The 14,290-nt window shown below is 59.2% G+C and carries 16 protein-coding genes; 12 read left to right on the top strand and 4 right to left on the bottom strand.

Annotated elements, in window-relative coordinates:
• The first annotated feature begins 16 nt into the window (after positions 1–16).
• Both KGB28_RS29535 and KGB28_RS29530 read left to right on the top strand, forming a co-directional pair.
• On the top strand, positions 17–307 hold the full coding sequence (locus KGB28_RS29535; RefSeq protein WP_150727028.1) for a DUF6482 family protein: 291 nt from the start codon (positions 17–19) through the stop codon (positions 305–307).
• Between the two features lie 121 nt (positions 308–428).
• Complete coding sequence (locus KGB28_RS29530; RefSeq protein ID WP_223449013.1) at positions 429–1,046, top strand: FKBP-type peptidyl-prolyl cis-trans isomerase; 618 nt, start codon at positions 429–431, stop codon at positions 1,044–1,046.
• 147 nt (positions 1,047–1,193) lie between these two features.
• Here the strand turns inward: KGB28_RS29530 and KGB28_RS29525 are convergent, their stop codons facing one another.
• The 3 genes from KGB28_RS29525 to KGB28_RS29515 form a co-directional block, all read right to left on the bottom strand.
• Positions 1,194–1,451 (bottom strand): hypothetical protein, encoded by a 258-nt coding sequence (locus tag KGB28_RS29525; RefSeq protein WP_008052059.1) that lies wholly within the window; start codon positions 1,449–1,451, stop codon positions 1,194–1,196.
• A gap of 204 nt (positions 1,452–1,655) precedes the next feature.
• A complete protein-coding gene (locus tag KGB28_RS29520) occupies positions 1,656–1,997 on the bottom strand; it encodes a zinc ribbon domain-containing protein YjdM (protein ID WP_150773391.1) in 342 nt (113 codons plus the stop codon).
• Positions 1,998–2,183: 186 nt separating this feature from the next.
• Complete coding sequence (locus KGB28_RS29515; protein WP_150727030.1) at positions 2,184–3,152, bottom strand: polyprenyl synthetase family protein; 969 nt, start codon at positions 3,150–3,152, stop codon at positions 2,184–2,186.
• Between the two features lie 239 nt (positions 3,153–3,391).
• On the opposite strand from KGB28_RS29515, the gene rplU reads away from it, so the two are divergent.
• The 5 genes from rplU to KGB28_RS29490 all read left to right on the top strand — a co-directional run bounded on the left by rplU (position 3,392) and on the right by KGB28_RS29490 (position 7,151).
• Positions 3,392–3,706: a 50S ribosomal protein L21 gene (gene rplU / locus KGB28_RS29510; RefSeq protein ID WP_003176051.1), complete on the top strand. Its 315-nt coding sequence runs from the start codon at positions 3,392–3,394 to the stop codon at positions 3,704–3,706.
• Between the two features lie 35 nt (positions 3,707–3,741).
• Positions 3,742–3,999, top strand: a complete 258-nt coding sequence (gene rpmA, locus KGB28_RS29505; protein WP_003281574.1) for a 50S ribosomal protein L27 — start codon at positions 3,742–3,744, stop codon at positions 3,997–3,999.
• A gap of 195 nt (positions 4,000–4,194) precedes the next feature.
• Complete coding sequence (gene cgtA / locus KGB28_RS29500; protein WP_008052064.1) at positions 4,195–5,418, top strand: Obg family GTPase CgtA; 1,224 nt, start codon at positions 4,195–4,197, stop codon at positions 5,416–5,418.
• Between the two features lie 137 nt (positions 5,419–5,555).
• On the top strand, positions 5,556–6,674 hold the full coding sequence (gene proB / locus KGB28_RS29495) for a glutamate 5-kinase (protein ID WP_150727089.1): 1,119 nt from the start codon (positions 5,556–5,558) through the stop codon (positions 6,672–6,674).
• Between the two features lie 12 nt (positions 6,675–6,686).
• Entirely contained in the window at positions 6,687–7,151 is a 465-nt protein-coding gene (locus KGB28_RS29490; RefSeq protein ID WP_090451491.1) for a CreA family protein, read from the top strand.
• Between the two features lie 182 nt (positions 7,152–7,333).
• On the opposite strand, the gene rpsT is transcribed toward KGB28_RS29490, so the two are convergent.
• Complete coding sequence (gene rpsT / locus KGB28_RS29485) at positions 7,334–7,612, bottom strand: 30S ribosomal protein S20 (protein ID WP_007970922.1); 279 nt, start codon at positions 7,610–7,612, stop codon at positions 7,334–7,336.
• A gap of 252 nt (positions 7,613–7,864) precedes the next feature.
• Between rpsT and murJ the strand changes: the two genes are divergently transcribed.
• From murJ to fkpB, 5 genes are all read left to right on the top strand, one after another.
• Positions 7,865–9,403: a murein biosynthesis integral membrane protein MurJ gene (murJ, locus tag KGB28_RS29480; RefSeq protein ID WP_223449012.1), complete on the top strand. Its 1,539-nt coding sequence runs from the start codon at positions 7,865–7,867 to the stop codon at positions 9,401–9,403.
• A 129-nt stretch (positions 9,404–9,532) separates the two neighbouring features.
• A complete protein-coding gene (gene ribF, locus KGB28_RS29475) occupies positions 9,533–10,471 on the top strand; it encodes a bifunctional riboflavin kinase/FAD synthetase (RefSeq protein WP_223449011.1) in 939 nt (312 codons plus the stop codon).
• A 13-nt stretch (positions 10,472–10,484) separates the two neighbouring features.
• On the top strand, positions 10,485–13,316 hold the full coding sequence (ileS, locus tag KGB28_RS29470) for an isoleucine--tRNA ligase (RefSeq protein ID WP_223449010.1): 2,832 nt from the start codon (positions 10,485–10,487) through the stop codon (positions 13,314–13,316).
• Positions 13,309–13,821 carry a signal peptidase II gene (gene lspA, locus KGB28_RS29465; RefSeq protein WP_223449009.1) on the top strand — a complete coding sequence of 171 codons (513 nt, stop codon included), beginning with the start codon at positions 13,309–13,311 and terminating at the stop codon, positions 13,819–13,821. The genes ileS and lspA overlap by 8 nt, the downstream gene beginning before the upstream one ends.
• A 7-nt stretch (positions 13,822–13,828) precedes the next feature.
• Positions 13,829–14,266: an FKBP-type peptidyl-prolyl cis-trans isomerase gene (gene fkpB / locus KGB28_RS29460; protein WP_223449106.1), complete on the top strand. Its 438-nt coding sequence runs from the start codon at positions 13,829–13,831 to the stop codon at positions 14,264–14,266.
• The last annotated feature ends 24 nt before the right edge of the window (positions 14,267–14,290 follow it).

Raw genomic sequence — 14,290 nt, 5'->3', positions numbered from 1 at the left:
TGCGTGAGGTGCGCTCATGAACCTGCAAGAGTTGAATGCGTATGCCATCGCCGGGAAGGTCGATGAGCTGAACCTGATCTCGATGGAGGGCGGCATCTACCTGCTGGAGGCGCGGATGCATGGCACGGCGTATCCCTTGAGCGATACGCACGGGCACATGATGAGCCTGCGTTCGGTGGAGCATGCCCGTGATGTGCTGCGCTCCTTTCCCAAGTTGCACTTCAACCTCGTGCACACGGTCGTACATGACGAAATGTGCGGGCTGGTAGCCGATGTGGAGGAAAACCTGAAGGTGCCGATCGCCTGACGCCCCTCATCAATGGCATGACATCTGTGCTAGTCTGCTGGCCCTTTTGGTTCCGGGCGCTCCGGGACGCGCTGTGCACGCATGGCAAGTTCCCGAGCCGTCCGCACAGCGGAGCAGTGTCATGTCCGAAGTAAATCTGTCCACCGACGAAACCCGCGTCAGCTACGGTATTGGCCGTCAGCTGGGCGACCAACTGCGCGACAACCCGCCACCGGGCGTAAGCCTGGACGCGATCCTGGCAGGTCTGACCGACGCATTCGCCAGCAAGCCAAGCCGTGTGGGCCAGGAAGAAATGTCCGCCAGCTTCAAAGTCATCCGCGAAATCATGCAGGCCGAAGCTGCTGCCAAGGCTGAAGCGGCTGCTGGCGAAGGCCTGGCCTTCCTGGCTGAAAACGCCAAGCGTGACGGCATCACCACTCTGGCTTCCGGCCTGCAGTTCGAAGTGCTGACCGCTGGCGAAGGCGCCAAGCCATCCCGTGAAGATTCCGTGCGTACTCACTACCACGGCACCCTGATCGACGGCACTGTGTTCGACAGCTCCTATGATCGCGGCCAGCCTGCAGAATTCCCGGTTGGCGGCGTGATCGCCGGCTGGACCGAAGCCCTGCAACTGATGAACGCCGGCAGCAAATGGCGCCTGTACGTGCCGAGCGAACTGGCTTACGGCGCTCAAGGCGTTGGCAGCATCCCGCCGCACAGCGTACTGGTGTTCGACGTCGAGTTGCTCGACGTTCTGTAAGACCCGGCCCGATATGACGTCGGGCTAATGTGGGAGCGAGCTTGCTCGCGATGGCGGTGTGTCAGTCAACGTTTCTGTGACGGAACATCCGCTTTCGCGAGCAAGTCGGATCGCCGCACCGCCGCTCCCACAGTTTTTTATGGTGTTTCATATTTCGATCTTGTGGTGCAGTTCGCTGTGCGGGCGCAACGCCCGGGCATAGCAGAACAGAAACAGATTACGCACCAGTTCCTTGAGCACCACCGGTTCGCTGGAACTCAGGCCATTGAGGTCAAGATCACCCTGGTCCTGCAGTTCGCTCAAGGCTTCCTCTTCCAGCACCGCACAGACTTCCCCGGTTTCCCGATGCAGGATCCTGAGGTAAGGGTGTGGGCGGTCCAGCCAGGCATCGATCAAATAAGTCATGGTTCTCATCTCCACTGAAGGTTTGATGAGAATAATTCTTATTCATCAAATAGCAAGGGTCTATTGGCGGTTTGCGCTTTTTTCCGGGTAAAGATTGCGTCAGGTCAAAACGACTGGCGTTTGGTTATTGCGAGGATTTACTGGGCGAAACGGGGGAGGGTGAGGCGCCATCCCACGCCGGGCGCGGGATGGACAACAGCAGGTTCAGACTTTTCTGACGAACTCGGACTTGAGTTTCATCGGGCCGATGCCGTCGATCTTGCAATCGATGTCGTGATCGCCATCGCACAGGCGGATGTTCTTGACCTTGGTGCCGACCTTGACCACCAAAGACGTACCCTTGACCTTGAGGTCCTTGATCACGGTGATGGTGTCGCCGTCCTGCAGGACGTTGCCGACCGAATCCTTTTTCACTGCGTCATCGGACACAGTTTCGGCTTCACCGCTGGCGGACCATTCGTGGGCGCACTCGGGGCAGATCAGCTGGGCGCCGTCTTCATAGGTGTATTCGGAATTGCATTTTGGGCAGGGTGGCAACGTGCTCACTAAGGCTCCTTGGATTCAGGATCGCTAAAAAGCGCACATTGTATAGGGTTTTAGCAGGGAGGGGGTGCCGCGTGGAAAAACCTGTGGGAGCGGGCTTGCTCGCGAAGACGGAATGACATTCAACATCTCTGTCGACTGTTACGCCGCATTCGCGAGCAAGCCCGCTCCCACAAGGGATATTCGTGGTCAGTGCGTACGCGCGACCGCGAACTCGCTCAGTTCAACCAGTGCATCGCGATATTCGCTGGCAGGCAGCGCTTCGAGGCACTTGATCGCGCGGGCCACATAGTCACGGGCCAGTTGCGCGGTGTAATCCAGCGAGCCCGAGGCTTCCACGGCTTCGCGGATGCTTTCCAGATCTTCGATTCCGCCTTTCTGGATCGCCTTGCGCACCAGGGCGGCCTGTTCCGGCGTACCTTCGCGCATGGTGTAGATCAGCGGCAGGGTCGGCTTGCCTTCGGCCAGATCGTCACCGACGTTCTTGCCCAGGGTTTCGGCGTCGCCTTTGTAGTCGAGCAGGTCGTCGACCAGCTGGAAGGCCACGCCCAGGTGATCACCGAATGTGCGCAGGGCTTCGGCCTGTTCCGGCGAGGCTTCGCACAGGGCTGCAGCACTGTGGGTCGAGGCTTCGAAGAGCATAGCGGTCTTGCCGCGGATGACTTCCATGTAGGTTTCTTCGGTGGTGCTGGCGTCACGAACCTTCGACAGCTGCAACACTTCGCCTTCAGCGATGATGCGCGTGGCTTGCGAAAGGATCTTCATCACTGGCATCGAGCCCAGCTCGACCATCATTTCGAAGGAGCGCGAATACAGGAAATCACCCACCAGCACGCTTGGCGCGTTGCCCCACATGGCGTTGGCGGTCGAGCGGCCACGGCGCATGCCGGACATGTCGACCACATCGTCATGCAGCAGGGTAGCGGTGTGCAAAAACTCGATGGTCGCGGCCAGCAGGCGCAGGTCATCGCCTTCGCGACCCAGGGCCTTGCCACACAGCAGCACCAATAAAGGACGCAGGCGTTTACCGCCGGCCGAGGTGATGTAATCGCCGATTTTCGATACAAGCGGCACGCGCGAAGTCAGCTGCTTCTTGATGATGCCGTCGACGGCGCTAAAATCGTCCGCCACCGCGCGGTAGAAAGCTTGGGGTTGCATCAGCGACAGTCGCTCCAGAAGGGTTGCGCGGCATGCTAGGACCCACGTCCGGGCCTGTCAAGGCGCGATGGACGGCCCCTTGCAAGGCGCTCGTGCCTTGCGTACAATCGCGCACCCTGAACTTCCTGGGCAGCACCTGCCTTACGCAATTGCAAGCGGGCCTCCAGCCCCATGCAGCCATGCCAGCCAATACCTCTTCTTATAAAGAGCTGGGTGAGCAGGATTATCGGAGAAATACCATGTCTTATGCAGTAATCGTTACTGGCGGCAAGCAGTACAAAGTCGCCCCAGGTGAATACCTGAAGATCGAAAAACTGGAAATCGCTACCGGCGAATCCGTTACCTTTGATCGCGTTCTGTTGGTTGCCAACGGTGACGACGTGAATATCGGCGCTCCAGTTGTTGCTGGCGCTACCGTTGTGGCTGAAGTGATCTCCCAAGGTCGTCACGATAAAGTCCGCATCATCAAGTTCCGTCGCCGTAAGCACCACATGAAGCGTATGGGCCACCGCCAGTGGTACACCGAGATCAAAATCACCGGTATTCAGGCTTAATTACAGCCTAATTCCTCACTAGGAGAATTGAACTCATGGCACACAAAAAAGCTGGTGGTAGTACCCGTAACGGTCGCGACTCAGAAGCCAAACGCCTTGGCGTGAAGATGTATGGCGGCCAGGCTATCAAAGCAGGCAACATCATCGTGCGTCAGCGCGGCACCCAATTCCACGCTGGCTACGGCGTTGGCATGGGTAAAGATCACACCCTCTTCGCTAAAGTCGAAGGCGTGATCAAGTTCGAAGTAAAAGGCGCCTTCGGTCGTCGTTACGTGAGCGTAGTCGCAGCTTAATTGCGCGATCGCTGGAAAAGCCCTGTCTCGCGACGGGGCTTTTTCGTTTGTGGGGTGAGTCTCTTGCAAAGCTGTTTGTATGGGCTGTCGGCGTACGATGTAGGTGTCGTGGTTTAGGGTCGCTGCGCTCATTTTTGCAAGAGTCTTATGTCTTGATTGTTTTTCGGCTCGTCCGTATGGCGAGAGGCGTTTGTTATGAAGTTTGTTGATGAAGTATCGATTCGCGTAAAGGCTGGTGACGGCGGCAATGGCGCCATGAGTTTCCGTCGGGAAAAATTTATCGAGAATGGTGGCCCGAACGGCGGTGACGGCGGTGACGGCGGTTCCATCTACATGATGGCCGACGAAAACCTCAACACGCTGGTGGACTACCGTTACACCCGGCACTTCGATGCCGAGCGTGGCTCCAACGGCGGCAGCACCGACTGCACCGGCAAGAAGGGTGAAGACCTGATCCTGCGCGTTCCGGTCGGCACCACGGTGATCGACTCGGCGACTCAGGAAGTCATCGGCGACCTGACCAAGGCCGGTCAGAAATTGATGGTAGTGCAGGGCGGCTGGCACGGTCTGGGCAACACTCGTTTCAAATCCAGTACCAACCGTGCGCCGCGCCAGACCACTCCGGGCAAGCCGGGTGAGCAGCGCGACCTGAAGCTGGAAATGAAAGTGCTGGCTGACGTAGGTCTGCTGGGTTTGCCGAACGCCGGTAAAAGTACCTTTATCCGTTCGGTTTCGGCTGCCAAGCCGAAAGTTGCCGACTACCCGTTCACCACGCTGGTGCCGAACCTGGGTGTGGTCAGCGTCGATCGCTGGAAGAGCTTCGTCATTGCCGATATTCCGGGTTTGATCGAAGGCGCTTCCGAAGGTGCTGGTCTGGGCATTCGCTTCCTCAAGCACTTGGCGCGTACGCGTCTGCTGCTGCATCTCGTGGACATGGCGCCGCTGGATGATGCCAGCGCACCGGATGCCGCTGAAGTGATCGTCAACGAGCTGATCAAGTTCAGCCCGTCCCTGGCGGAGCGTGATCGCTGGCTGGTCCTGAACAAGTGCGACCAGATCCTTGATGAAGAGCACGATGCTCGCGTCAAGGAGATCGTTGATCGCCTGGAATGGACGGGTCCGGTCTACGTGATCTCGGCCATCTCCAAACTCGGTACCGAGCGTCTGTGCCACGACATAATGCGTTACATGGAAGATCGTGCTGATCGCCTGGCCAATGACCCGGCCTACAAGGAAGAGCTGGCCGATCTCGATCAGCGCATCGAAGACGAAGCTCGCGCGCAACTGCAGGCGCTGGATGACAAGCGTGCCCTGCGTCGCAGCGGCGTGAAGTCGGTCCACGACATCGGCGACGATGATTGGGACGAGGAAGATGTGGATGACGAAGACGGTCCGGAAATCATTTACGTGCGTGACTGATTCGTTGCGATAAACTTAAGCGCCGCTCAATCGAGCGGCGTTTTGGTATCTGGAAATCGATTGTTGGTCACGAATAACCACGAATAACGTCACGGGCAGTGCTAGGTCGCGCTGCCCTCAAGCTAAGGTTGAAGATGATGCGGAGCAAGGTGACAGGTGCGCAGCGTTGGGTCGTGAAGATCGGCAGCGCTTTGCTGACGGCGGACGGCAAAGGCCTGGATCGCGCGGCAATGGGTGTCTGGGTTGAGCAGATGGTGGCCTTGCATGAGGCGGGTGTCGAGCTGGTGCTGGTGTCCTCCGGGGCGGTGGCGGCCGGCATGAGCCGTTTGGGCTGGACCTCACGACCCAGTGCGATGCACGAACTTCAGGCTGCCGCCGCAATCGGCCAGATGGGCTTGGTGCAGGCCTGGGAGTCGAGCTTTGCCGAGCATGGCCGGCATACCGCGCAGATTCTCCTGACCCACGATGACCTGTCCGACCGCAAGCGTTACCTGAATGCCCGCAGTACCCTGCGCGCATTGGTCGAGCTCAAAGTCATTCCGGTCATCAACGAAAATGACACCGTAGTCACCGACGAAATCCGTTTTGGCGACAACGACACCCTGGCAGCGCTGGTGGCCAACCTGGTCGAGGCGGATTTGCTGGTGATCCTGACGGATCGCGACGGCATGTTCGATGCCGACCCGCGCAACAATCCGGATGCCCAGCTGATTTACGAGGCGCGCGCCGATGATCCGGCGCTCGACGCGGTGGCGGGCGGCACTGGTGGTGCGCTGGGTCGTGGTGGCATGCAGACCAAATTGCGTGCTGCGCGCCTGGCAGCCCGTTCCGGTGCTCACACCATCATCGTTGGTGGGCGCATCGAGCGTGTGCTGGATCGCCTCAAGGCGGGCGAGCGCATCGGCACCTTGCTGTCGCCGGAGCGCGGCATGCTGGCGGCACGCAAGCAGTGGCTGGCCGGTCATCTGCAAACCCGTGGCACCCTGGTGCTGGATGCTGGTGCGGTGATCGCGTTGTCCCAAGGCAACAAGAGCTTGCTACCGGTAGGCGTCAAATTGGTGCAGGGCAGCTTCCGCCGCGGTGAGATGGTGGTCTGCGTGGCGCCGGACGGTCGTGAGATTGCCCGTGGCCTGGCCAACTACAGTGCGCTGGAAGCGCAAAAAATCATTGGTCAGTCGTCTGAGGCGATTGTCGGTCTGTTGGGTTACATGGCGGAACCGGAACTGGTTCACCGCGATAACCTGATCCTGGTCTGAAGGAATACCTGAATGCGCGTGGCAAAAGGATTGTTGGGATTGCTGCTGGCGATGCCGCTGCTGGCTTCGGCCGAAGAGATTGGCCAGGTGTCGACGGTGTTCAAGTTTGTCGGGCCGAATGACCGGATCGTGGTCGAGGCCTTTGATGACCCCAAGGTCGATGGCGTGACCTGCTATCTGTCGCGCGCCAAGACTGGTGGGGTGAAGGGTGGTCTTGGATTGGCCGAGGATCGTGCTGAGGCGTCTATCGCTTGCCGGCAGGTCGGGCCGATCAGCTTTAGGGGGGAGCTCAAGGATGGTGACGAGGTGTTCAAGGAGCGCACATCCCTGGTGTTCAAGACCATGCAGGTGGTGCGCTTTCTCGACAAGAAGCGCAATACGCTGGTGTATCTGGTGTATAGCGATCGCCTGATCGAGGGCAGTCCGCAGAATGCGGTAACTGCAATTCCGATTTTGCCGTGGGCGCACGCTCAGTAATCTGGCGTAAATCGAACTGTGGGAGCGAGCTTGCTCGCGATGACGGATCAACATTCAGCATCTGTATTGGCTGGATATCCGCTATCGCGAGCAAGCTTGCTCCCACAGTTTTTTTGTGTGCCCATCAAATCGCAGGCAATAAAAAACCGACCCTGAGGTCGGTTTTTTAATGAACGAGTCGCTTAGGCAGCAGCGGCAACGTTCAGGGCCTTGACGTGGCCATTCAGGCGGCTCTTATGACGAGCGGCCTTGTTCTTGTGGATGATGCCTTTATCGGCCATACGGTCGATAACTGGCACAGCCAGAACGTAAGCGGCTTGAGCTTTGGCAGCGTCTTTTGCGTCGATGGCCTTAACTACATTCTTGATGTAGGTACGAACCATGGAACGCAGGCTGGCGTTGTGGCTGCGACGCTTCTCAGCCTGTTTTGCACGTTTTTTGGCGGAAGGTGAGTTGGCCACCGTCGAGCTCCTCGAAAGACTTTTTAGGAAATAGCAAACAAAATAGGCCGCGAATCATGCCGATGAGTTGAGGTCTTGTCAAGGGCGGTTGAGACGTTCCGCTAAGTGGTAGGTGAAGCAAGCTTGGAGATTTCTTTCCAGCGTGCGACCTGTAAACTCGCGAGCTTTGGCTCTGTGCTGTTGCGGCGCGGAGTATCGCATAAGTAGGCGCGTAGTTCGCCTGCTGTTTATCGACAGGCACAAACTCTTTCCATGAATCTGCTCAAATCGTTGGCCGCCGTCAGCTCTATCACGATGCTTTCCCGGATTTTGGGATTTGTTCGGGACACCCTCATCGCGCGCGCATTTGGCGCGGGAATGGCGACCGACGCCTTCTTTATCGCCTTCAAACTGCCCAATCTGCTGCGGCGGATTTTCGCCGAGGGGGCGTTTTCCCAGGCATTCGTGCCGATTCTTGCGGAATACAAAAGCCAGCAGGGTGACGAGGCGACCCGCACATTCATTGCCTACGTCTCGGGCCTGCTGACACTGGTGCTGGCACTGGTCACTGTGTTGGGCATGATCGCCGCGCCGTGGGTCATCTGGGTGACCGCGCCGGGTTTCACTGACACGCCCGAAAAATTCGAACTGACGTCCAGCCTGCTGCGGGTGACCTTTCCCTACATCCTGCTGATTTCCCTGTCGTCGCTGGCCGGCGCGATCCTCAATACCTGGAACCGCTTTTCGGTGCCAGCCTTCGTGCCGACCCTGCTCAATGTCAGCATGATCATATTTGCGGTGTTTCTGACGCCGTACTTCGATCCGCCCGTAATGGCGCTCGGCTGGGCGGTACTGGTCGGCGGCCTGGCGCAGTTGCTCTATCAGCTGCCGCACCTGAAAAAGATCGGCATGCTGGTACTGCCGCGCCTGAACCTGCGCGACACCGGCGTCTGGCGTGTAATGAAGCAAATGCTGCCAGCCATCCTCGGTGTCTCGGTGAGCCAGATTTCGCTGATCATCAACACCATCTTCGCTTCGTTCCTGGTTGCCGGTTCCGTGTCGTGGATGTACTACGCCGACCGTTTGATGGAGCTGCCGTCCGGCGTGTTGGGCGTGGCCCTGGGGACGATTCTGCTGCCGACCCTGGCCAAGACCTACGCCAACAAGGATCGTCACGAGTATTCGCGCATCCTCGACTGGGGCCTGCGCCTGTGCTTCGTATTGGTGCTGCCTTGCTCCCTGGCATTGGGGATTCTGGCTGAGCCGCTGACGGTTTCTTTGTTCCAGTACGGCCAGTTCAATGCGTTTGATGCATCGATGACCCAGCGTGCCCTGATCGCCTACTCGGTCGGGTTGCTCGGAATTATTGTGGTCAAAGTGCTGGCCCCTGGCTTTTATGCGCAACAAAACATCCGTACACCGGTAAAAATTGCGATTTTCACCCTGGTGATCACCCAATTGTTCAACTTGATGCTGATCGGCCCCCTGGCTCACGCGGGCCTGGCCTTGGCGATCAGTGCTGGCGCCTGTCTCAATGCCGGGTTGCTGTTCTATCAACTGCGCAAGCAGCAGATGTACCAGCCGCAGCCGGGCTGGGCGAAGTTCACTTTGAAGTTGCTGGTCGCGGTGGCAGTGATGTCCGCGGTACTGTTGGGTGCGATGCACTTCATGCCGGCCTGGGAACAGGGGCATATGCTCGAACGCTTCTTGCGTCTGGGGGCATTGGTGGCGGCGGGTGTGGTGGCTTATTTCGGCATGTTAGTGTTGATGGGCTTCCGTTTGCGCGACTTCAATCGCAAGGCGCTGGGCTGAGGTTCTGGCCTTGATATACACGGGCGAGCCGGCGGTTTTGTCGGCTCGATCACTTTGGGTTACGGTGTTGCCTGTCGTCGGCCGCCGGGTGTGGTTATAATCGACCACTTTATGAGCAAGAAGCGCGTTATGCAGCTGGTTCGAGGCCTCCACAATCTGCGCCCCCAGCATCGGGGCTGTGTCGCCACTATTGGCAACTTTGACGGTGTGCACCGTGGCCACCAGGCTATCCTGGCGAGGCTGCGTGAGCGCGCGCTCGAGTTGGGCGTGCCCAGTTGCGTGGTGATTTTCGAGCCGCAGCCACGAGAGTTCTTTGCTCCGGAGACCGCGCCGGCCCGTCTGGCCCGCCTGCGGGACAAGCTGCAATTGTTGGCCGCCGAAGGCGTCGACCGTGTTCTGTGCCTGGCGTTCAACCAGCGCCTGAGCAAGCTCAGCGCCAGCGAGTTCGTCGATACCATTCTGGTGGATGGCCTTGGCGTCCAGCACCTGGAGGTCGGGGACGACTTCCGTTTCGGCTGTGATCGCGCGGGAGATTTCGATTTCCTGCAACAGGCCGGTATCGTTCAGGGTTTTACCGTCGAAGCGGCGCAAACCGTCGAGCTGGATGGCATCCGGGTCAGCAGCACACAGGTCCGCAACGCCCTGGCTGCCGCTGATTTCGCCCTGGCCGAACGCCTGCTCGGGCGGCCGTACCGGATTGCCGGTCGCGTATTGCATGGCCAGAAGCTCGCCCGGCAGTTGGGTACGCGCACCGCCAACATACAACTCAAGCGTCGTCGCGTGCCGTTCACCGGGGTTTACCTGGTGAATGTCGAGATCGACGGCAAGACCTGGCCCGGCGTCGCCAACATTGGCGTGCGGCCCACGGTTCAAGGTGATGGCAAAGCCCACCTGGAAGTGCATCTTTTAGATTTTGCCGGCGATCTGTATGACCGGCGTTTAACGGTGGTTTTCCACCACAAGCTGCGTGAAGAGCAGCGTTTCGCCTCTCTGGAGGCGTTGAAAACGGCGATCAACGCGGATGTCGCCGCCGCCCGTGCACTAGCCGCACCTAGCGCCCATCGCTAATGAAGAGCCTTAAATGACCGACTATAAAGCCACGCTAAACCTTCCGGACACCGCCTTCCCAATGAAGGCCGGCCTGCCCCAGCGCGAACCGCAGATTCTGCAGCGCTGGGACAGCATTGGCCTGTACGGAAAGTTGCGCGAGATTGGCAAGGATCGTCCGAAGTTCGTATTGCACGACGGCCCTCCGTACGCCAACGGCTCGATTCACATCGGTCATGCGCTGAACAAGATTCTCAAGGACATGATCATCCGTTCGAAGACCCTGTCGGGCTTCGACGCGCCTTATGTCCCGGGCTGGGACTGCCACGGCCTGCCGATCGAGCACAAAGTCGAAGTGACCCACGGCAAGAACCTGGGCGCGGACAAGACCCGCGAACTGTGCCGGGCCTATGCCACCGAGCAGATCGAAGGGCAGAAGTCCGAGTTCATTCGCCTCGGCGTGCTGGGCGACTTCGCCAATCCGTACAAGACCATGGACTTCAAGAACGAGGCCGGTGAAATCCGGGCCTTGGCGGAAATCGTCAAGGGTGGTTTCGTGTTCAAGGGCCTCAAGCCTGTGAACTGGTGCTTCGACTGCGGTTCGGCCCTGGCCGAAGCGGAAGTCGAGTACGAGAACAAGAAGTCCTCGACCATCGACGTGGCGTTCCCGATTGCCGATGAAGCCAAACTGGCTGCCGCCTTCGGTCTGCCATCGTTGGCCAAGCCAGCCTCGATCGTGATCTGGACCACCACCCCATGGACCATCCCGGCCAACCAGGCGCTGAACGTTCACCCGGAATTCAACTACGCCCTGGTCGACGTCGGCGACAAGCTGCTGGTACTGGCTGAAGAGCTGGTCGAGTCGTGCCTGGCGCGCTACTCGCTGGAAGGTTCGGTCATTGCGACCACCACCGGTAAAGCGCTGGAACTGATCAACTTCCGTCACCCGTTCTACGACCGTCTGTCGCCGGTTTACCTGGCCGACTACGTTGAACTGGGCGCCGGCACCGGTGTGGTTCACTCCGCTCCGGCCTATGGCGTGGACGACTTCGTGACCTGCAAGAAGTACGGCATGGTCAACGATGAAATCCTCAATCCGGTCCAAAGCAACGGCGTGTACGCGACCTCGCTGGAATTCTTCGGCGGTCAGTTCATCTGGAAGGCCAACCCGGCCATCGTCGACAAGCTGACCGAAGTCGGTGCGCTGCTGCACACCACCGTTATTGAACACAGCTACATGCACTGCTGGCGCCACAAGACCCCGCTGATCTATCGCGCCACCGCGCAGTGGTTCATCGGCATGGACAAGCAGCCGACCACCGGCGACACCCTGCGTCAACGCTCGCTCAAGGCCATCGAAGAAACCCAGTTCGTTCCGGCGTGGGGTCAGGCGCGCCTGCACTCGATGATCGCCAACCGTCCTGACTGGTGCATTTCCCGTCAGCGTAACTGGGGCGTGCCGATCCCGTTCTTCCTGAACAAGGAAAGCGGTGAGCTGCACCCACGTACCGTCGAGCTGATGGAAATCGTTGCCAAGCGCGTTGAAGTCGAAGGCATCGAGGCCTGGTTCAAGCTGGACGCCGCCGAGCTGCTGGGCGATGAAGCGCCGCAGTACGACAAGATCAGCGACACCCTGGACGTCTGGTTCGACTCGGGCACCACGCACTGGCACGTCCTGCGCGGTTCGCACCCGATGGGCCACGAAACCGGCCCGCGCGCCGACCTGTACCTGGAAGGCTCGGACCAACACCGTGGCTGGTTCCACTCGTCGCTGCTGACCGGTTGCGCCATCGACAACCACGCGCCGTATCGCGAGCTGCTGACACACGGCTTCACCGTCGATGAGTCCGGCCGCAAGATGTCCAAGTCCCTGGGCAACGTGATTGCGCCACAGAAAGTCAACGACACCCTGGGCGCCGACATCATGCGTCTGTGGGTTGCTTCGACCGACTATTCCGGCGAAATGGCGGTTTCCGAGCAGATCCTGCAACGCAGTGCGGACGCCTATCGGCGTATCCGTAACACCGCGCGCTTCCTGCTTTCGAACCTGACCGGCTTCAACCCGGCCACCGACCTGCTGCCAGCCGAAGAAATGCTGGCTCTGGACCGTTGGGCCGTAGACCGTACTCTGCTGCTGCAACGCGAGTTGCAAGAGCACTACGGCGAATACCGCTTCTGGAACGTCTACTCCAAGATCCACAACTTCTGCGTGCAGGAGCTGGGCGGTTTCTATCTCGACATCATCAAGGACCGTCAGTACACCACTGGCGCCGACAGCAAGGCCCGCCGTTCGTGCCAGACCGCGCTGTTCCACATCTCCGAGGCGTTGGTGCGCTGGATCGCGCCGATCCTGGCGTTCACCGCCGACGAACTGTGGCAGTACCTGCCGGGCGAGCGTAACGAGTCCGTCATGCTCAACACCTGGTACAAAGGCCTGAGCGAATTGCCGCAAGGTTTCGAGCTGGATCGCGCTTACTGGGACCGGATCATGGCGGTCAAGGTCGCGGTCAACAAGGAAATGGAAATCCAGCGTGCAGCCAAGGCTGTCGGTGGCAACCTGCAGGCCGAAGTGACGCTGTTCGCCGAAGACGCACTGACCGCCGACCTGGCCAAGCTGAGCAACGAACTGCGCTTCGTGCTGATCACTTCGACCGCCAGTGTTGCGCCATTGGTGCAGGCACCGGCCGATGCCGTGGTCACCGAAGTCAGCGGCTTGAAGCTGAAGATCGTCAAGTCGAGCCACGCCAAGTGCGCCCGTTGCTGGCACTGCCGTGAAGACGTCGGCGTGAACCCGGAGCATCCGGAAATCTGCGGTCGTTGCGTGGATAACATCAGCGGCGCTGGCGAGGTCCGCCACTATGCCTAATGCCGTTGGCCGTTTCGGACGGCTGAGCTGGCTCTGGTTGAGTTTGCTGGTACTGGTCATCGACCAGGCCAGCAAGTTCTACTTCGAAGGCAAGCTCGAGATGTACCAGCAGATCGTAATCATCCCCGATTACTTTAGCTGGACCCTGGCCTACAACACTGGCGCGGCGTTCAGCTTCCTGGCTGACAGCTCCGGCTGGCAGCGCTGGCTGTTCGCGTTGATCGCTGTCGTGGTCAGTGCGGTGCTGGTGGTGTGGCTCAAGCGTCTGGGGCGCAACGAAACCTGGCTGGCGGTTGCGCTGGCACTGGTGCTCGGCGGTGCGCTGGGCAATCTGTATGACCGCATTGCCCTGGGCCATGTGATCGATTTCATTCTGGTGCATTGGCAGAACCGTTGGTATTTCCCGGCGTTCAACTTTGCCGACAGTGCGATCACTGTAGGCGCTGTCATGCTGGCACTGGATATGTTCAAAAGTAAAAAGACCGGAGAAACCGTTCATGACTGATCAGGTATTGGCTGAGCAACGCATTGGCCAGAACACGGAGGTCACCTTGCATTTCGCATTGCGCCTGGAGAACGGCGACACGGTGGACAGCACCTTCGATAAAGCCCCGGCGACCTTCAAGGTCGGTGACGGCAACCTGTTGCCAGGTTTCGAAGCGGCCCTGTTCGGTTTCAAGGCCGGTGACAAGCGTACGCTGAGCATCGAGCCGGAAAACGCTTTCGGCCAGTCCAACCCGCAAAACTTGCAGATCATCCCGCGTTCCCAGTTCCAGGACATGGAACTGTCACCCGGCTTGCTGGTGATCTTCAACGATGCGGCCAATACTGAATTGCCGGGCGTGGTGAAAGAGTTCGATGACGCGCAAGTGACCGTCGACTTCAACCACCCGCTGGCGGGCAAGACGTTGACCTTTGACGTGGAAATCATTTCCGTCAAAGCACTGTAACTGACCGAGCACGGTCAAAATGTG

The organism is Pseudomonas sp. BF-R-19 (assembly GCF_019956445.1).
GTDB lineage: Bacteria > Pseudomonadota > Gammaproteobacteria > Pseudomonadales > Pseudomonadaceae > Aquipseudomonas > Aquipseudomonas fluorescens_BH.
Note: the sequence above shows the minus strand (reverse complement) of the source record. Positions and strands in the feature narration are given on the sequence as shown.